General features: G+C 68.9%; 23 protein-coding genes. 7 read left to right on the top strand and 16 right to left on the bottom strand.

Features of this window, described 5'->3' with window-relative positions; all coding sequences use genetic code 11:
* Position 1 precedes the first annotated feature (1 nt).
* Complete coding sequence (locus tag ACGFI6_RS10895; protein ID WP_393117176.1) at positions 2-337, top strand: YrdB family protein; 336 nt, start codon at positions 2-4, stop codon at positions 335-337.
* Here the strand turns inward: ACGFI6_RS10895 and ACGFI6_RS10900 are convergent.
* Together ACGFI6_RS10900 and ACGFI6_RS10905 are read right to left on the bottom strand one after the other, a co-directional pair.
* Positions 334-1,113 carry a hypothetical protein gene (locus tag ACGFI6_RS10900; protein WP_393117178.1) on the bottom strand — a complete coding sequence of 260 codons (780 nt, stop codon included), beginning with the start codon at positions 1,111-1,113 and terminating at the stop codon, positions 334-336. The two genes, ACGFI6_RS10895 and ACGFI6_RS10900, sit on opposite strands and share 4 nt — an antisense overlap.
* A gap of 41 nt (positions 1,114-1,154) precedes the next feature.
* Positions 1,155-2,474: an MATE family efflux transporter gene (locus ACGFI6_RS10905; protein WP_393117179.1), complete on the bottom strand. Its 1,320-nt coding sequence runs from the start codon at positions 2,472-2,474 to the stop codon at positions 1,155-1,157.
* A 397-nt stretch (positions 2,475-2,871) separates the two neighbouring features.
* On the opposite strand from ACGFI6_RS10905, the gene dnaB reads away from it, so the two are divergent.
* The gene (gene dnaB, locus ACGFI6_RS10910; protein WP_393117181.1) at positions 2,872-4,725 is read left to right on the top strand and encodes a replicative DNA helicase; all 1,854 of its coding nucleotides are present in this window, start codon (positions 2,872-2,874) and stop codon (positions 4,723-4,725) included.
* 22 nt (positions 4,726-4,747) lie between these two features.
* Here dnaB and ACGFI6_RS10915 read toward each other — a convergent pair whose 3' ends face one another.
* Both ACGFI6_RS10915 and ACGFI6_RS10920 read right to left on the bottom strand, forming a co-directional pair.
* Entirely contained in the window at positions 4,748-5,590 is an 843-nt protein-coding gene (locus ACGFI6_RS10915; RefSeq protein WP_393117183.1) for an oxidoreductase, read from the bottom strand.
* 44 nt (positions 5,591-5,634) lie between these two features.
* Positions 5,635-7,005 (bottom strand): MFS transporter, encoded by a 1,371-nt coding sequence (locus tag ACGFI6_RS10920; RefSeq protein ID WP_393117185.1) that lies wholly within the window; start codon positions 7,003-7,005, stop codon positions 5,635-5,637.
* 148 nt (positions 7,006-7,153) lie between these two features.
* On the opposite strand from ACGFI6_RS10920, the gene ACGFI6_RS10925 reads away from it, so the two are divergent.
* A complete protein-coding gene (locus ACGFI6_RS10925; RefSeq protein ID WP_393117187.1) occupies positions 7,154-7,966 on the top strand; it encodes a helix-turn-helix domain-containing protein in 813 nt (270 codons plus the stop codon).
* A 22-nt stretch (positions 7,967-7,988) separates the two neighbouring features.
* Here the strand turns inward: ACGFI6_RS10925 and ACGFI6_RS10930 are convergent, their stop codons facing one another.
* Genes ACGFI6_RS10930 through ACGFI6_RS10950 form a run of 5 tightly spaced genes read right to left on the bottom strand, consistent with a single transcriptional unit; the run spans position 7,989 to position 10,197 of the window.
* Positions 7,989-8,366 carry a VOC family protein gene (locus ACGFI6_RS10930; RefSeq protein WP_393117189.1) on the bottom strand — a complete coding sequence of 126 codons (378 nt, stop codon included), beginning with the start codon at positions 8,364-8,366 and terminating at the stop codon, positions 7,989-7,991.
* A complete protein-coding gene (locus tag ACGFI6_RS10935) occupies positions 8,366-8,890 on the bottom strand; it encodes an SRPBCC domain-containing protein (protein ID WP_393117191.1) in 525 nt (174 codons plus the stop codon). The genes ACGFI6_RS10930 and ACGFI6_RS10935 overlap by 1 nt, the downstream gene beginning before the upstream one ends.
* The gene (locus ACGFI6_RS10940) at positions 8,887-9,204 is read right to left on the bottom strand and encodes an ArsR/SmtB family transcription factor (protein ID WP_393117193.1); all 318 of its coding nucleotides are present in this window, start codon (positions 9,202-9,204) and stop codon (positions 8,887-8,889) included. Before ACGFI6_RS10940 ends, ACGFI6_RS10935 begins: the two co-directional genes overlap by 4 nt.
* A 46-nt stretch (positions 9,205-9,250) precedes the next feature.
* Positions 9,251-9,619, bottom strand: coding sequence for a DoxX family protein (locus ACGFI6_RS10945; RefSeq protein ID WP_393117195.1), 369 nt, complete (start codon positions 9,617-9,619; stop codon positions 9,251-9,253).
* Positions 9,616-10,197: an NADPH-dependent FMN reductase gene (locus ACGFI6_RS10950; RefSeq protein ID WP_393117197.1), complete on the bottom strand. Its 582-nt coding sequence runs from the start codon at positions 10,195-10,197 to the stop codon at positions 9,616-9,618. Before ACGFI6_RS10950 ends, ACGFI6_RS10945 begins: the two co-directional genes overlap by 4 nt.
* Positions 10,198-10,304: 107 nt before the next feature.
* On the opposite strand from ACGFI6_RS10950, the gene ACGFI6_RS10955 reads away from it, so the two are divergent.
* Positions 10,305-10,790, top strand: a complete 486-nt coding sequence (locus ACGFI6_RS10955; protein ID WP_393117199.1) for a MarR family winged helix-turn-helix transcriptional regulator — start codon at positions 10,305-10,307, stop codon at positions 10,788-10,790.
* Here the strand turns inward: ACGFI6_RS10955 and ACGFI6_RS10960 are convergent.
* Entirely contained in the window at positions 10,787-11,341 is a 555-nt protein-coding gene (locus ACGFI6_RS10960; RefSeq protein WP_393117201.1) for a TetR/AcrR family transcriptional regulator, read from the bottom strand. The two genes, ACGFI6_RS10955 and ACGFI6_RS10960, sit on opposite strands and share 4 nt — an antisense overlap.
* Positions 11,342-11,409: 68 nt before the next feature.
* On the opposite strand from ACGFI6_RS10960, the gene ACGFI6_RS10965 reads away from it, so the two are divergent.
* Positions 11,410-12,294, top strand: coding sequence for an NAD(P)H-binding protein (locus ACGFI6_RS10965; protein WP_393117203.1), 885 nt, complete (start codon positions 11,410-11,412; stop codon positions 12,292-12,294).
* A 1-nt stretch (position 12,295) separates the two neighbouring features.
* Here the strand turns inward: ACGFI6_RS10965 and ACGFI6_RS10970 are convergent, their stop codons facing one another.
* From ACGFI6_RS10970 to ACGFI6_RS10980, 3 genes are all read right to left on the bottom strand, one after another.
* Complete coding sequence (locus tag ACGFI6_RS10970; RefSeq protein ID WP_393117205.1) at positions 12,296-12,928, bottom strand: MerR family transcriptional regulator; 633 nt, start codon at positions 12,926-12,928, stop codon at positions 12,296-12,298.
* A gap of 78 nt (positions 12,929-13,006) precedes the next feature.
* Complete coding sequence (locus ACGFI6_RS10975) at positions 13,007-13,192, bottom strand: hypothetical protein (protein ID WP_393117207.1); 186 nt, start codon at positions 13,190-13,192, stop codon at positions 13,007-13,009.
* A 117-nt stretch (positions 13,193-13,309) separates the two neighbouring features.
* Positions 13,310-13,417, bottom strand: coding sequence for a hypothetical protein (locus ACGFI6_RS10980; protein ID WP_393117209.1), 108 nt, complete (start codon positions 13,415-13,417; stop codon positions 13,310-13,312).
* A gap of 90 nt (positions 13,418-13,507) precedes the next feature.
* On the opposite strand from ACGFI6_RS10980, the gene ACGFI6_RS10985 reads away from it, so the two are divergent.
* Positions 13,508-13,909: a hypothetical protein gene (locus tag ACGFI6_RS10985; RefSeq protein ID WP_393117211.1), complete on the top strand. Its 402-nt coding sequence runs from the start codon at positions 13,508-13,510 to the stop codon at positions 13,907-13,909.
* On the opposite strand, the gene ACGFI6_RS10990 is transcribed toward ACGFI6_RS10985, so the two are convergent.
* Complete coding sequence (locus tag ACGFI6_RS10990; RefSeq protein WP_393117213.1) at positions 13,847-14,878, bottom strand: helix-turn-helix transcriptional regulator; 1,032 nt, start codon at positions 14,876-14,878, stop codon at positions 13,847-13,849. The genes ACGFI6_RS10985 and ACGFI6_RS10990 overlap by 63 nt on opposite strands.
* A 57-nt stretch (positions 14,879-14,935) precedes the next feature.
* Between ACGFI6_RS10990 and ACGFI6_RS10995 the strand changes: the two genes are divergently transcribed.
* Positions 14,936-16,213, top strand: coding sequence for an FAD-binding oxidoreductase (locus tag ACGFI6_RS10995; protein ID WP_393117214.1), 1,278 nt, complete (start codon positions 14,936-14,938; stop codon positions 16,211-16,213).
* Here the strand turns inward: ACGFI6_RS10995 and ACGFI6_RS11000 are convergent.
* Both ACGFI6_RS11000 and ACGFI6_RS11005 read right to left on the bottom strand, forming a co-directional pair.
* On the bottom strand, positions 16,197-16,592 hold the full coding sequence (locus ACGFI6_RS11000; RefSeq protein WP_393117216.1) for a RidA family protein: 396 nt from the start codon (positions 16,590-16,592) through the stop codon (positions 16,197-16,199). The two genes, ACGFI6_RS10995 and ACGFI6_RS11000, sit on opposite strands and share 17 nt — an antisense overlap.
* Before the next feature lie 21 nt (positions 16,593-16,613).
* Positions 16,614-17,048: a protein-tyrosine phosphatase family protein gene (locus ACGFI6_RS11005; protein ID WP_393117218.1), complete on the bottom strand. Its 435-nt coding sequence runs from the start codon at positions 17,046-17,048 to the stop codon at positions 16,614-16,616.

Here is a 17,048-nt window from a genome sequence, read left to right on the forward strand (position 1 = left end):
GGTGTGGAAGGCAGCTAATCTGCTGCTCGCGTTCCTCGTCGAGATCCTTGCCCTGGGCATCTTCGCGCGCTGGGGCTGGGACACCGGCGGTACGACCGCGATGCGCTGGCTGCTCGCCGTCGGGTTGCCGCTGCTGGCCGCCGTACTGTGGGGCCTGTTCGCAGCGCCGAAGGCGTCGCACGGTACGTCCGTCCACCGCTGGACCGTGAAGGTCCTCGTGTTCGGCCTGGCGGGTGCCGCCCTGTGGAGCCTGGGGCACCCGCTGCTCGGCCTCGTGTTCGTCGTCGTGGTCGCCGCGAACCTGGCGATCATCCACGTCCAGAAGCTGCAGCCCTAGTTACGTTCCCGGCGCCTGTCGATGTTCAGGTCGGGGGTGCCGGCGCGGCTCGGGTTCGGCTTGAGGGCCTTGCCTTGCTTGTCCCGGACCTGGGCGTGGCCACGGACGTGCAGGCGTTCCTGGGGAGGCTGCGCCTCGGGTGCTTCCTCCGGCGGGTTGCGGACCGCCTCGGACGCGTGCGGCTGGGCGTCGCGGGCCTCTTCGCGGTGCTCCTGCGCCGAGTCGTCGTACCCATCGGCGATCCGGTCCTCGGCACGGGCGTTGCGGCCCTCGATGGTGGCGAGGTTCTCCATCCGCCGGCCCCGGGCGTCGAGCTCGGCCGAACCGGGCTCGTCGGGATGGGCGGCCGCCTCGTCCCGTTCATGCCGTCCGTGGGCGCGGTCGGCGATCTCACGCTGCGTGTCGTTCGTGGCGAACTGCCGATGCGTCGCGCTCAGCTGCTCGTCGACGTACGCGAGCCGCATCGCCTCGTTGGCTTCCACGGTGGCCAGATCCTCCCCGCGGAGACGATGCTCCTCGAGCGTCTGCTGGTCCTTGGTGGCGAGCTCGAGTTCCTCGTTTCGCGCGGCCGTCTCCTCCTCGTCCAGGTGGACCTGCTCGTCCGTCTCTTCGAGGTGTTTACGGGCCTCGTCGTCGAGGTCGCGGGTCGGGTTCTGGTGAGCCTCGGCGCGAGCCTTGGCGGCACGCCGCTCACGCGCGCCCTCGGAGTCGTCGTCGCCCTGCTCCCGCTGTACCAGGTCGAGCTCGACGGACGGGTCGTCGTGGGTGTCGGGCATGCCGCTTCCTTTCGTCCGCTCCAAGATGCCGTACGCCGGGGTCAGCGGGTAGCGCCCGTGACCAGCCACCCGTCGCGGCGCTCCCGCAGCGTCAGCGTGAGGAACCGCAGCAGCATGTAGCCGCCGAACGCCCACCACAGCGCCACGATCCCGCCACCGAGCCACAGCACCGCCAGCGCCAGCGGCACGTACAGTGCGAGCGCCACTACCCCGGCCACCGCCAGGTACCGGCCGTCTCCGGCGCCGATCAGGACGCCGTCCAGTACGAACACGACGCCGTTCACCGGCTGCCACAGGGCCGAGACGATCAGGATGGCGGCGAGCGTACGACGGACCTCGGGATCCGTGGTGAACCACGGGACGTAGACGTCCCGCAGGCCCCACAGCGCGAGCCCGCCGATCAGCCCGGAGAACAGGCCCCACCACATCATCCGGCGGGTGATCGCCCGCGTCCCCGCGACGTCGCCGGCGCCCAGCGCGCGGCCGGTGAGCGCCTGCGCGGCGATCGCGATCGCGTCCAGGGCGAGCGCGAGGAACGACCACAGCGTGAACGCGACCTGATGCGCGGCGACGGACGTCGTACCGAGTGCGGTCGCGACGAACGTGAGCAGGATGATCGCGGCCCGGAGCGTGAGCGTCCGGACGATCAGCGGTACGCCCATCTGCGCCGACGCAAGGATGCCAGGGCGGTCCGGCCGGAGCTTGGCGCCGTCGCGGCGGGCGCCACGGACCACGACGACGACCAGCGCGATCCCGGCGCCGGTCTGCGCGAGCGCGGTCCCGAGGGCGGAGCCGGCGATGTTCAGGTGCAGGCCGTAGACGAGCAGGACGTTCAGCCCGATGTTCGCGAGGTTGGCCGTGATCGCGACGACCATCGGGGTCTTGGTGTCCTGCAGCCCCCGCAGTACGCCGGTGGCGGCGAGCAGGAGCAACATCGACGGGATGCCGAAGCAGGAGATCCGCAGGTACGTCACCGCGTGGTCGGCGACCTCCTGGGACGGATCGAACGCCCCGATCGCCTGTGGCGCCAGCGCCAGCCCGAGCAGAGCCAGTACGACCCCGAGCAGCAGCGCGAGCCAGAGGCCGTCGATGCCCTGCGCCAGCGCGCCCTTGTGGTCCCCGGCCCCGATCCGCCGGGCGACGGCGGAGGTGGTGCCGTAGGCAAGGAACACGCAGATCCCGACCAGGGTCTGCAGGATCGTCCCGGCGACGCCGAGGGCGGCGAGCTGCGGCGTACCGAGGTGGCCGACGATCGCCGAGTCGGCGAGCAGCATCAGCGGTTCGGACACCAGCGCGAAGAAGGCCGGGACCGCGAGCCGCAGGATCTCCCGGTCCTGATCGCCGAACAGCCGCCGCCTCACCGGGTGAGCACAAGCGTCAGGGGCATGACCGTTATTGTGCCTGACGCACCCTGTGGAAAACCTGGTCCGTCCCGGACTCCGGAAGAACCTTCCCAAGTTTTTCTTCTCCACAGTTGTGTACTGGAGAAACCGCAGGTCAGAGCGCATTTGTGGACAGTTTTTCGGCAGCTGTCCACAGGCTTGTTCCCAACCTGTGCACAGCACTTCGCCGAGTTACCCACAGCTCATCCCCACCCCCTGTGGATGACCAGGTGGCTTTGGGCGACAGGACCGGCGTACGGTCGCGAGGCCGATGCCGTCCGCCGAACAGAAATTGTCCGCGGGGCTGGCTATGGTTCGATCAGGTGTTCGAATCCGGCACCGATGATCGGCAGTGCTGGCGAGGAGGTCGGGCGAAGTGAGCGTGGCGGAGTTCCGCGGGGGCCAGGACGGCGGCCACGAAGAGCGCAGTCCGGCGATGGGCTTCGACCGCACCCCACCTCAGGATCTGGCGGCCGAGCAGTGCGTGCTCGGCGCGATGATGCTGAGCAAGGATGCGATCGCCGACGTGATCGAGAACCTGCGCGGCACGGACTTCTACCGTCCGGCGCACGAGGTCGTCTTCGACGCGATCACGGACCTGTATGCGCGCGGCGAGCCGGCCGACGCGATCACGGTCGCGGCCGAGCTCAACAAGCGCGGCGAGATGACCCGGATCGGCGGCGCGCCGTACGTCCACACCCTGGTCGCCGCGGTCCCGCTCGCGGCGAACGCGAGCTACTACTCGCACATCGTCCGGGAGAAGGCGATCCTCCGCCGCCTGGTCGAGGCCGGCACCAAGATCGTCCAGTTGGGGTATGCGGGTGAGGGCGAGGTCGACGACGTCGTCGACGAGGCGCAGGCGGAGATCTACTCGGTCACCGAGAAGCGCACCGCCGAGGACTACGCCCCGCTGAAGGACATCATGGAGGGCACCCTCGACGAGATCGAGGCGATCGACTCCCGCGGTGACGCGATGGTCGGCGTGCCGACCGGGTTCACCGACCTGGACGAGCTGACCAACGGACTGCACCCGGGCCAGATGATCATCGTCGCCGCCCGGCCCGCGATGGGTAAGGCGCTGGCGCTCGACACGCCGCTGCCGACGCCGAGCGGCTGGACCACGATGGCCGAGGTCGCGGTCGGCGACCAGTTGCTCGACGCCGAGGGGCTGCCGACGACGGTGGTCGCGGCGACCGAGGTGCTGGTGGACCGGCCGTGCTTCCGGCTGTCGTTCTCCGACGGCAGCGCGATCGTCGCCGACGCCGAGCACCAGTGGCGGGTCGAGGACGGCGGCCGCCCGGTGATCTGCACGACCGCCGATCTGTTCACGGCGATGTCGGCGAGTCCTGGGCTGACACCGTCGATCCCCGGATCGGAGCCGCGGCAGATCGCCGGGCACGGCTACCCGGCCGCGCTGACCGGCGAGGGGGAGCGGCGGCTCGAGTGGGTCGACCCGGTGGACAGCGTGCCGGTGCGCTGCGTCGAGGTCGACAACGCCGACCATCTGTACCTGGCCGGCAAGACCATGATCCCGACCCACAACTCCACCCTGGGCCTGGACTTCGCCCGCTCCTGCTCGATCAAGCACGGCCTGACCTCGTGCATCTTCTCGCTGGAGATGAGCCGCAACGAGATCACCATGCGACTGCTCTCGGCCGAGGCGAAGGTGCCGCTGCACCACATGCGCAACGGCAAGATGACCGACGAGGACTGGGCCCGGCTGGCCCGCAAGATGGGCGAGGTCTCCGAGGCCCCGCTGTTCATCGACGACTCGCCGAACCTGACGATGATGGAGATCCGCGCCAAGGCCCGCCGCCTCAAACAGCGCCACGACCTGAAGCTGATCATCATCGACTACCTGCAGCTGATGACGTCCGGCAAGAAGGTCGAGTCCCGCCAGCTCGAGGTCTCCGAGTTCTCCCGCTCCATCAAGCTCCTCGCCAAAGAGCTCGAGCTCCCGGTAGTCGCCATCTGCCAGCTGAACCGAGGCTCCGAACAACGCTCCGACAAACGCCCCATGGCCTCCGACCTCCGCGAATCCGGCAGCCTGGAACAGGACGCGGACGTCGTACTGCTGTTGCATCGGGAGGATGCGTATGAGCGGGAGTCGACTCGGCCGGGGGAGGCGGACTTCATTGTGGCCAAGCACCGGAACGGGCCGACGGCGGATGTAGTGGTGGCGTTCCAGGGGCACTATTCGCGGTTCGTGGACATGGCTCACGACGGCTGAGCTCTCGGTCGGCGCGGCCGGGTCAGTTGGTGACCGAGGCGTGCGCGCGGGCTGAGAGTTCGGACCAGGCGTCCCATTCGGTGAGTCGGCGTTCGTAGATGCTGCGGACGATGCCGGGTGCCTGCGCGCCGAACAGGACCCGCAGGGGCGGTTTGTCGGCATCGACGATCTCGAGCAGCGCCTGCGCCGCCGCGGTCGGATCGCCGGGCGCCTGCGCGCTACGGCGGGCCGCGGCCTCGGCGCGCATCGGGTCGTACGCGCCGAGTGGGTTGCTGTGCCGCGCCGAGGCTCCCGACCAATCGGTGGCGTAGCCGCCGGGTTCGACGAGCGTGACCGCGATGCCGAACCGGGCGACTTCTACCGCGAGCGACTCGCTGAGCGCCTCGAGGGCCCACTTCGACGCGTGGTACGCACCAAGATTCGCGAACGCACCGATGCCTCCGATCGAGGACACCTGGACGATGTGGCCGTGACCGCGTTCGCGCATGCCCGGAAGGGCAGCCTGCGTGACGTGCAGTGCGCCGAACAGATTGGCTTCGAGTTGGTCGCGTAGTTCGGCGTCGGTGACCTCCTCGACCGCACCGAAGTGTCCGTAGCCGGCGTTGTTGACGACCACGTCGAGTCGGCCGAGGCGGTCTTCTGCGTCGGCCACCGCGGATCGAGCGGCGTCCGCGTCTGTCACGTCGAGAGCGAGCGGAACGAGCGTCTCGGGGAACGCAGCGGCCAGGTCAGCGAGCGCGCTGACATTTCGGGCAGTTGCCGCGACACGGTCGCCGCGGTCCAGAGCCGCCTGCGCGAACGCCCGGCCGAAGCCGCGCGAGGTACCCGTGATGAACCAGTTCTTCGGATCGATGGTGTCTGTCATGTGCCCACCATCGCTCGCCGATCCGGCTCCAAACAGGTACCCGTTTACCTGGGAACAGCAGACCCCTGACCGCTGCCGCCTTGGTGGATGTGGATGTGGATGGCGGCGGTTGCGCAGGTTGCTGCGAGGACTAGTAGTGCGGTGACTGCGGCGGCCAGTCGGAGGAGGCCGGTGGCGGAGGTTGGGGCGGCGAAGTAGAGGCTGCCGAGGCCCGCGACCGCTACGACCTCGGCGAGTACGGGGCCGGTGGAGTTCAGTGCGGAGATTGCCGAGGCGAGTCGTGGTTCGACGCGCGAGGTGATCTGCGCGATCAGTGGGCTGTAGCCGGCGGCGTGCCCGGCACCGGCGAGGAGCAGGAGGGCTGTGGCGCCGATCGGGTGCCATTCCTCGCGATAGGCGAGCACCAGGAGGAGCATCCCGGTCGCGTACACCAGTGGGCCGGCGATCGGCAGGGCGCGTTGCACCCAGCGCGGACAGGCGCTCCAGGTGAGGCTCAGTACGCCGAAGCCGATGGCGTACGGGACGAAGGCCAACCCGGCCTGCAGCGGGGTGTAGCCGAGGTGGGACTGTAGATGCAGGGTCAGCGTCAGCAACAGGACGGTGTAGCAGCCCATAACGATGCAGCAGGCAACCAATCCCAGTTGGAGCTCCCGCGGCTTCAACGCGGCGAGGTCGAGTACGGGATGCAGTGACCTGGTCTCGTGACGTACGAAGAGCGCGAGCAGGAGACCTCCGCCCGCCAGCATGATCCACACCCAGGCCGGCCAGCCGTGGGATCCGCCGAAGATGAGCGGGAGCGTGATCGCCGTCATGGCCGCGGTCAGCAGCGCCACCCCGCCGAGATCCAGGTGAGCAGGCTCTCGGGAACGCGAGCTCGGCAGGTACCGCGCCCCGACGGCGAGCACGATCACACCGATCGGGCCGTTGACCAGAAACACCGGCCGCCAGGACAGCCCGAACAGGTCGGCACCAGCAACGAGCCCACCGCACACCTGGCCGAGCGCGACTCCCAACGCGAGCACCATGCTGTAGAGGCCGATCGCCTTCCGACGCTCGGCACCCTCCCACTGCAGGTGGATGAGCGAGAAGACCTGTGGTGTCAGCAAGGCCGCCCCGACCGCTTGCGCGATCCGGCACACGATCAGCATCGACGGACTGACCGAGATCCCGCACAGCACCGAGGCCGCGGTGAACCAACTCAGCCCGATCAGGAACGCACGCCGGTGACCGATGACGTCCCCGATCCGCGCGCAGGTGACGAACAGTACGCCGGTGGTCAGCAGGTAGCTCGATACGACCAACTGGATCTCGGCGTCGTTCGCGTCCAGACCGCGACGAATGGTCTCAGCCGCCACGGAGACGATCGAGCCGTCGATCGACGCCATCGCCTGCCCGGCAAGCAGAACAGCAAGCATCGACCGCCGACGCGCGGCACTTCTCACAAGACTGTTGCCCACACCCAAAGCCTCGGCCAAGCCGCCGCCGACGGTCTTGAACGAATATGCGGATCGCTCCAAGGCCGCTGGAAGTGTCGGTGGGGGTCGGTAGGTTTTAGAGGTGCGCGTGACCAGAACGTTGGCGGAGAGTCCGCAGGTGGTGGTGCGGGTTGTCGAGTGCAGCGACGATCAGGTTGGGTGGTCGTCGCCTGAGCAGGCGACTGCGGCGCACCTTGTGCTGGTTCGGAGCGGTCGGTTCCGGTTGCGTTCCGAGGGGCGGCGGGTAACGGTTGATCCGACCACTGGCTACCTGGAGGCGCCGGGTCATGAGGCGCGGTTCTCACACCCCGCAGGGGGCGACGTCTGTACGTCGATCAGCCTGCCGGGGGAGCGGCTGAGCGAGGGGATCGACGGGCACCGCCGGCCCGACGTGCGGGTAGACGGACGGCTCGAGCTGGCTCATCGGATGCTCCTGCGTACCGGTGCCGACCCGGACTTTGCGGCCGTCGAGGCGGTCGTGACTCTGCTCCGGCTGGCGCTGCGAAAGGAGCCTGATGAGCTGCCGGCGCCCGGACGGTACGCGCTCGCGGATCGTGCGCGCGATGCGATGCTCGCGGACGATCCGATCAGTACGAGCCTGATCGCGCTGGCCGACGCGCTCGGTGCGTCGCCGTCACACCTGAGCCGTACCTTCCACCATCACGCGGGGATGAGCCTCAGCCGCTACCGCAATCGCGTCCGGGTGAGTCGAGCGCTGCAGCGGCTCGCGGACGGCGAGGCCGACCTCGCCGGCCTGGCGATCGCCCTCGGCTTCAGCGACCAGGCGCACCTGACCCGCAGCATGCGGCGCGAGCTGGGCCAAACCCCGCGACGAGTCCGCAGCCTGCTCGCGACGCCGGCACCGAACGACCCTGCAGCACGCCCGATCGAGCAGAGGTAGGTGAGGTCGCGGCGTCGCGCAGTTAGTCGACTTGCGGGCTGTCCCAGGTGGAGAGGCAGAACGGATGGCCTGCCGGATCGGCGTACACGAAGCAGTGGTCGGAGTTCGGCTGGTACGTGAATCGGGTCGCGCCGGCGGCCAGTACGCGGGTCTCCGTCGCCTCCAGGTCGTCGACGTAGAACTCGAGATGCATCTCCATCGGGACCTCGCCGTCCGGCCACTGCGGTGGACGGAAGTCCGCGACCTGCTGGAACCCGATGTCCCCGTCGGGCCCGGTGGTGATCGCCCAGTGTTCGTTGCCCTTCGCAACACCGCGGGTGATCTCGGCGTAGAAGTTGGCGAGGGCAAGCGCGTCGGGTGCGTTCACGGTGACGCCGCTGAACTTGATCCGATCCGACATCAGCCGACCTCCGTGCCCTCGTACGTCGCGGTCAGCTCGGTCCAACGCTCGTGCCACGCGGTTGCGGGCTTCTCGTTGGACCAGCCGCCTTCGTGAGTGGGGCCGTCCGCCATCAGTGACCGCCTCAGATCTTCGAGGTGCGCCTGCCAGCCCGCTCCGTAGTAATGCAGCTTGCCGACCGGCAGACCGCGCTCCTCGACGACCAGCCTGGTCCGCGAACCTTCCGCGGTGAGCCAGGCCTCGAGTTGACCCTCGTCGTCCGTGCCCGGCTCGGTGGTGAGCAGCAGATGGTGCGGCGCCTCGCAGACCTCGATCCGCGCCGGGCCGTTCCAGGTGCTGGTGAAGACGGCCTGAACCGTCCCGCCGACGCGCAGCTCACCCGATACCTCGGCGATCCAGCGCGCGAGTCGTTCCGGTGTCGTGCACGACTGCCACAGGTCGTCGATGTCGGTGTCGTACACGTCCTCGACGCGGACGGCTCCGCGGGTCTCGTCGAGCGCCCTCATGGTCCCGATCAGCTTCACTTTCGCGCCTTCTTTCCGCGGGCTATTTCGGTGTGCAACGCGTCGAGCCGGTTTCGCCACAGCGCGCGATAGCCGTCCAGCCATTCGTCCACCTCGACGAGCGCCTCGGGGCGCAGCGTGTAGATCCGTCGCTGCGCCTCCTGACGTACGTCGACCAGCCCGGCCTCCCGGAGCACGCGCAGGTGCCGGGAGACGCCGGGCCGGGCGATCGGCAGCGCGTCGGCGAGCTCGCCGGCCGCGGCCGGATGATCCCGGAGGATCGCCAGCATCGTGCGTCGGCTCTCGTCGGCCAACGCGTGCAGTACCGCATCCATGGATGCAATGTACCCAATCAGTTACGTACCCACAAGGGTACGTACGTCAGGAGCTGAGGCGTGCTACTGCGACGAAGACGGTCAGCACCAGCAGGATGGTGTTGATCGCGACGTTCGGGTACTCCGACCGGCGCCCGTGGGTGACGATCGCGCCGAGCATCGTGGCGGCGAGGCCGATGGCGGCGGCGGGCACGAGCCAGGTGGCGGTGTCGAACACGCGGGGCAGGATCAGCCCGAGGGCCCCGGCGATCTCGGCGACGCCGATGAACTTGATCAGGCCGATCGGGAACGGAGTGGCCCAACCCATCCGCGGATTGGCCCCCAGCGATGCCTTGGTCGCGGGGGCCTTCGCCGCGCCGGAGAGCAGGAAGAGCGCGGCGAGTACGCCGGAGATGATCCAGACCGCGACGTTCATGCCGCGATCGGCTGGCCGACGCGGACCTGCTTGAGGGCGCGCGCCCACGACTCCAGCTGATCGAACAGCACGGTCGCCTGGTCGGCGTACTGCGGTCCCGGCCGGAACGTACTGAAGTTCTCGAAGTCGGTGAACATCGAGAACGACAACTGCTGCCGTACGTCCGCGAGCTGCAACTCGGCGCTGATCGCGCGCAGGTGCTCGATCGCCCGCGCGCCGCCGAGCGAGCCGTACGACACGAAGCCGGCCGCCTTGTTGTTCCACTCGGCGTACAGGTAGTCGATCGCGTTCTTCAGCACACCGGACGTGGAGTGGTTGTACTCCGGGGTGACGAACACGAAGCCGTCGTACGCCGCGATGGTCGCGGCCCACGCCTTCGTGTGCTCGCCGGCGTACTGCCCGGCGGCCGGCGGCATCGCCTCGTCCAGGTGCGGCAGCGGGTAGTCGAGCAGGTCGATCAGTTCATAGGTGGCGTCCGTACGGCGCGCGGCCTGCTCGACCACCCAGTCGGCCACCGCCTTGCCGTTCCGCCCGGGGCGGGTGCTGCCGAGGATGATGGCGATCTTCAGGTCGCTCATGGCGACGACTCCTTCGGGGGGGATGACTTGAATGTTCATGTCAATAGCCAAGGTAAGCCGGTTAACATGAAAGTTCAAGTCAACTCGGTCCTGGCTATGCTGCAGTCATGGGGAGTGAAGTGGCGGAGGAGGCGGTCGAGCCGCGCTGGTTGCTGCCTGCCGAGCTGGAGACCTGGCAGACGCTGCAGCTGATGATGGCGCTGCTCACCGGCGCGCTCGGGGAGCAGCTGCAGCGCGACTCCAACCTGAGCTTCCTGGAGTACTACGTTCTGGCCGGCCTCTCGGATCAGCCGGACCACACAATGCGTCTGAGCCGGCTCGCGATCCTGACCAACTCCGAGCTCTCCCGGCTCTCGCATCTGATCCGCCGCCTGGAGAACCGTGGGCTGGTACGTCGCGAACCCGACGCCGCCGACGGACGCTTCACGAACGCGATCCTCACGACCGACGGCTACGCCGAACTCGTCAAGGCCGCCCCCGGCCACGTCGAACTCGTCCGCCAACTGGTCTTCGACCCGCTGACCGAGACCGACCGCCGCGCCCTCCACAAAGCCCTGTCCAAACTCCTCCCGGGCCTTGGCGGCGCCTGCTAACGGCGGATGCCCTCGAGGGTCAGCTGTACATAGCGCCGCCAGTCGCCGGCGCCGGTCATGGTCGCCATCGCTCCGCGGGTGATGAGGATGAAATCGTCGGAGCTGAAGTCCTCGCGCAGGTGGCCGGCTTCGACCGCGCGTCGGACGATCTGTTCGGTGACGGCCGAGAACTCGGCCTTCTCCGCCGCGATCTCGTTCCAGTCGGGCTTCTCCGGCCCGAGGAGCGCGAGGCAGAACGCGGCGTCGGTGCGCGCGGACTCCAGGTAGCCGTAGAGCAGTTGCTCGAACGCGGTCCACGGGTCTTCGGCCTGGTCGGCGCTGCGGGCGAGCGCGGTCATCGCGGCGAAGCGCCGGCCGATGATCGCCGCGATCAGCGCCTGCTTGTCAGCGAAGTGCCGGTAGAGCGTGCCGACGCCGAGCCCGGCGCGCGCCGCGATCTCGTCCATCTGCACGGCGTCGCCGTGCTGGGCGAACAGCTCGCCGGCCGCGTCGATGACCGCGTCGCGATTGCGCCTGGCGTCCGCGCGCAACGGGCGGTCGCTGGAGGTCATGTCTGCACTCTAGTTGACGGGAACCCAGGGCCGGGCCTAGATTCGGAACCGGAATTCCTGTTCATGTTATGAGAGGCGTACTGATGATTGCCGTCACCACACCGACCGGGCAGATCGGCTCCGAGCTGGTCGGCCTGCTGCTCGACCAGGACGCTCAGGTCCGTGTCATCGTTCGCGACGCGTCCCGGCTGAGCGACGCGGTTCGCGAGCGGGTCGAGATCGTCGAGGGCTCGCACGACGACGCGGCCGTGCTCGACAAGGCCTTGCCGGGCGCCGATGCACTGTTCTGGCTCGTCCCGCCGAACCCGCAGGCGTCGAGCGCGGAGGCGCACTACCTCAACTTCGCCCGTGCCGGGCGGGCCGCCGTCGCTCGTCACGGCGTGGGGCATGTCGTCGCGGTTTCCAGTGCGGGACATGGCTGGCCGACGCGGGCCGGCGTACTCTCCGCAGCCTTCGCGATGGACGTAGAGCTCGCGGCATCCGGTGCGGCGTACCGCGCGCTGGGCCTGCCGTTCTACATGGAGAACCTCTTCCGGCACCTCGAATCCATCCGCACGCAGGGGACGTTCTCGCTCACGGGCGCCGGCGATCACCCGCTGGCCATGATCGCGACGCGCGACATCGCCCGTACGGCCGCCGGTCTGCTCGTCGATCTGGCCTGGAGCGGTCAGGAAGACCTTCCGGTGTACGGGCCTGATCGCCTGACTCCGGACGGTATGGCGGAGGTGCTCAGCCAGGAACTCGGGCGTCCGATCACCTACCGCCGCGTGCCGATCGAGGATTACGGATCGCTGCTGCGCTCCCAAGGTGCCGACGATCAGGCGGTGCAGGACGTGGCCGAGGCGTTCGCCGCACACGACGAAGGCATCTACGACGCGGACTGGTCGAGAGCCGCCATCACGGGCACGGACTTCCGTACGTGGTGCCGGGAGGTGCTCAAGCCTCGCGTCTGATTCAGCGGTCCTTCCAGCGCTCGGCGGAGATGGATTCCTGGGCGAGGAGGCGCAGGGAGGCGATCAGGGTTTCGCCGAGGATGGTGCCGATGACCACCGATTCGGCCAGTTGGTCGCGGGTCGGGTTGGTGGTGACGGCGTCGATCTCCAGTTGGGTGAAGGCTTCGACGGCGTCGGCGTACGTGTCGAGGTGGGCGACGAGGTTGTCCTGGCCGAGCGTGCGGAGCGCGGCGATGGTCTCGACGAGCGTGGCCAGCGCGGGCGCCTCGGGGTCGACCGACCAGCCGCGGTCGTGGATCAGGTCCGCGACCTGAGCGGTCGCCGCCGTACGGGCCTCGTCGGTTGCAGACAGCCGGCGGGTCGGAGTCAGAGCGCGATGCGCGCGGCCGATCTGCTCGTGCAGCGGCTCGGTGTCCGCGTCGAGCGACTCGAGGATCTCCTTCACGGTGGCCACCGGTACTCCTGCCAGTTCGATCAGGGCCCGGATCAGGCGCAGCCGGCGGACATGGGTCCCACCGTACGCCGCCTGGTTCGGGCTGCTGAGCTCGCCCGCGGGCAGCAGGCCCTCGCGCAGGTAGTACTTGATCGTCGGCACCGGGACGTCGGTGGCCTTGCTGAGTTCCCCGATTCGCATGGCTTGCCTTCCTGTCGTCTGTGATGGATAGTAGCAGTATCCATAAGCGGATATCTGAACTATCCATAAGGAGGCGAGTCAGATGATCCTGCTCGTACTGATCCTCGGCACCCTCGCCTTCCGGGCGCTCGGTGCGCTCGGCGTCCGGCGGTTCGCGACCTGGCCGGTCGCCGCGGCGCACGCGATGTCCGTGATGCTGCTGCTGACCGCGAGCGCGCACTTCGTACCGGCGAGCGTGACGGTGATGCCGAACCACGCCGACATGGTGCGGATCGTGCCGCCGTTCCTGCCGTCCGCCGACGCGCTCGTCTACCTGACCGGAGTCTTCGAGCTGCTCGGCGCCATCGGCCTGGTGGTGACTGCGACGCGCAAGCCGGCCGGCTACGCGCTGGCCGCGCTGTTCGTCGGGCTCCTGCCCGCGAACATCCACGAGGCGGTCGCGGACATCTCGTTCGGCGGCGCGGAGGCGACGCCGCTGTGGCAACGCATCCCTGAACAGGTTCTCTACATCGCCGTCGCGCTGTGGATCGCGCGGACGTCCCGCGTCAGCACACCAGTCGAGAAAGAAGAGGTCTACGCATGACCGACGCATCCCGCGTCATCGCCGGTGTCATCCTGCTCACCGTCGTGACGATCCAGTTCGGCGGGTACTTCATGACCAAGATCGTCCGCGGCCAGGTGCCGATGACCGACTTCCAGAAGTCGTTCGCCCGTGCCGGTCACGCCCACGCCGGAGTTCTGGTGATCCTCAGCCTGGTCGCCCTGCTGTACGTCGACCAGACCGGCCTCACCGGGTTCTGGCTGTGGGTCGCCCGGCTCGCGATGCCGGTCGCCGCGATCCTGATGTCCGGCGGGTTCTTCGCGTCCTCGGCCGGCAAGGACCGGACCCAGCCGAACCAGTTCCTCTGGGTCCTCTGGTCAGGCGCGGTCTGCCTGGCGATCGGCGTCCTGACGCTCGGAGTCGGCCTGATCGTTGCCTGAGGCCCCGAACGACTGCTTGAGCTGGTCGCCCACCCGGCCGATCAGCGCAGCGGTCTCCGGCGTGGCGTGGTCGACCACGAACGGCGCGACAGCAGCAATCGCGGCAACCTGGGTCAGCAGCAGCGCGGGCGTGTCCGCACTGAACCGCACGGTGCACGTCGACGAATCGACCGGCTCGACGATCCCGCGCACAATCCCCTCGAAGGTTGCGGAGACAGTGGCTGCAGATGCCCGTACGGTCAGATGGACGGAGTGCTGGTACTGCGCCGACGCGAACGACTCCACCAGGTACGACGGCCCGTCCAGCACGCGTGGGGTGAAGCGATGCAGTACCGGCGTCACCGACGAGATCCGGTCGACGCGGAAGCTCCGCCAGTCGTCCCGTTCCGGATCGAAGGCGAGCAGGTACCAGCGCCAGGCCAGCGTCAGCAGCTGATGCGGCTCCACCCGGCGTCGCGTCGCACCGCGTGCGCGTCCTTGGTAGTCGAAGGCAACGATCTCGTGGTTGCGGCAGCAGCGGGCGAGGACGGCGAGGGCGCCCGGATCGACCTGCGGTACGCCGGGACGCGGGATCGCCTCCGCGGCCGAGCCGACCGCCGCGAGTTGTGGCCGGAGCCGCGCGGGCAGGACCTGCTCCAGCTTCGCGAGCGCGCTCATCGAGCTGTCCGCCATCCCGCTCAACCCGCCGCCGGCCGCGCCGACGAGACCGAGCGCGACGGCGATCGCCTCGTCGTCGTCCAGTTGCAGCGGCGGCAGGTGGGTTCCGGATCCGAGCCGGTAGCCGCCCGCGGTCCCGGTGGTGCCGGTCACCGGGTAGTCGAGTGAACGGAGCCGCTCGACGTCTCGCCGTACGGTCCGTTCGGTGACGCCGAGGCGGTCGGCCAGCTCGTGCCCGGACCACTCGCGCCGACTCTGCAGCAATGACAACAGCCGCAGCAGCCGGCCGGGCATTTCCTTGCGGGCACTCATCCATCCATGATCGCTTGCGGACAAGATATGTCCGCAAGGGGCTCTAGCGTGACTTTCATGATGCTGACGACGACAAGCAAGGGGTACGACGAGGCGCGGCTCGGGTTCCAGCGCCGCGACCCGCACCGGCCAGCGGTGGTCTTCCCGGTCACGAGCGCGGACGAGATCGAGGAGGCGGTGCGCTACTCGATCGACCACGACCTGCGGATCGCTGTCCAGGCTGCAGGGCACGGACTCAACGAAGGGATCGACGGCGGGGTGCTGATCGCGACCGCCGGTTTCAACGGTGTGACGGTCGACGCCGGCCGGAAGACGGCCTGGATCGAGGCGGGCGCGACCTGGCGGGACGTACTGACCGCAAGCGCGCCGTACGGTCTCGCGCCGCTGTCCGGCAGCGCGCCGGGCGTCGGCGCGATCTCGTACACGCTCGGCGGCGGGCTGGGGTTGATGGCGCGGCGGTACGGGTACGCCGCGGACCACGTCCGGCGGATCGAGGTGGTGACTCCGGACGGCGTCCGGCGGAACGCGGAGGAGGACCCGGATCTGTTCTGGGCGTTGCGCGGCGGCGGTGGGAACTTCGGTGTGGTGACGGGGATCGAGGTCGACCTGTTCGACGTACCTACGATCTTCGGCGGGAGCCTGTACTTCGACCTCGCCGAGTACCCGGAGGTGCCGGAGCAGTGGCGGGAGTGGACGCAGTCGGTGCCCGACGAGGTGACGTCGGCGATCGCGATCCTGCCGATCCCGGACATCCCGCAGGTGCCGGAGCCGGTGCGCGGGAAGTACGTCGGCCAGGTCCAGCTCGCAATCCTCGGCGAACGGGGCGAGGAGCTGATCGCACCGTTGCGGGCGATCGGGACGCCGGTGCTCGACACGGTGGGCGTGATCCCGTACGTCGACTCGGGCCAGATCTTCGCGGAGCCGGAGCGCCCGGACAGTTACAGCTCGCGCAATGTGCTGCTCGACGACCTCAACGCCCTCAAGACGCTGCCCGAGCTGGCCGGTCCGGGAGCGTCACGGATGCACGTGATCGGGATCCGCCACCTCGGCGGCGCGCTGGCCCGTGAACCGGAGATCCCGAACGCCGTCGGGCGCCGTGCGGCGAAGTACTCGTTGACCGTCCTCACCCCGGGGAAGGGCACCGGTGGCGACAAGGTCCTCGAACCGTGGCGTACGGCAGCCGTTGGCCGCGCCCTCAACTTCAGCTTCGGGAAGCTGACCGCCGCCGAGGTGGCCGACGCGTACGACGACTACAACCGGCTCACCAACCTCCAACGCCGCTACGACCCGACGAGGCGACTCTGGGCGAACCACCAGCTCACAGAGCTGCGGTGACGTCCACCTCGACCAGTTGCCCGGGGAATCCGAGCTGTGCGACGCCGAGCAGTGTGCTCGCCGTGGTGAAGGCCGGCGCGAGTGGTGAGGCGTTGAGCTGCGTCCAGACCGCGCTCAGGTCGGCGCGGTCCGAGCTGGCGACGTAGATCACCGTACGGACGACGCTCTCGGGGGTGGCGCCCACGGACTCGAGAGCGGTCAGGATGTTGGCGATGACCTGCGCCGTCTGCCCTTCGAGGCCGCCCGCGGCCAGCTCGCCGGAGGCTTGCAGCGGACACTGCCCCGCCAGGTACACCAAGGTGTCCGCCTGCACTCGCGTCACGTGGTGATAGCCAGGCGTCGCATGCAGGCCGTCAGGGTTGCTCCGCTCGATCGTCACGGCCCGAGCCAACGCGATCCGTCACGCCTGGGTCAACAGATTTAGTACATAGCGCTTCTGCCACGGCGTCTCGACCGCGTGCTTGTCATAGTGCTGCCGTACGTACGCGACGGCTTGGTCAGCAGGCACACCGTCCAGTACGGCGAGGCAGGCGAGCGCCGTACCGCTCCGGCCGCGGCCGCCGTCACAGGCGAACTCGACGCGACCGGTCGCGGTGCGCTCCAGCGCCGCGCGAAACTCTGTCAGTGCCTGAGTCCGATCCGACGGGAGCCGGAAGTCCGGCCACTTCACCCAATGCGTCTCCCAGGGGACGTCGGGCGGCTCCTTGCCGAGCAGGTACACGCCGTACGTCGGAAACGGCGCTGCCGCCGGGCCGTGCCGCAGACCGCGTCCGCGGACCAGCCGCCCCGACGGCAGCTCCATCACTCCTGGTGCGTCCTTCTCCCACAAGCCCAC

Source organism: Kribbella sp. NPDC048928, assembly GCF_043197975.1.
Lineage (GTDB): Bacteria > Actinomycetota > Actinomycetes > Propionibacteriales > Kribbellaceae > Kribbella.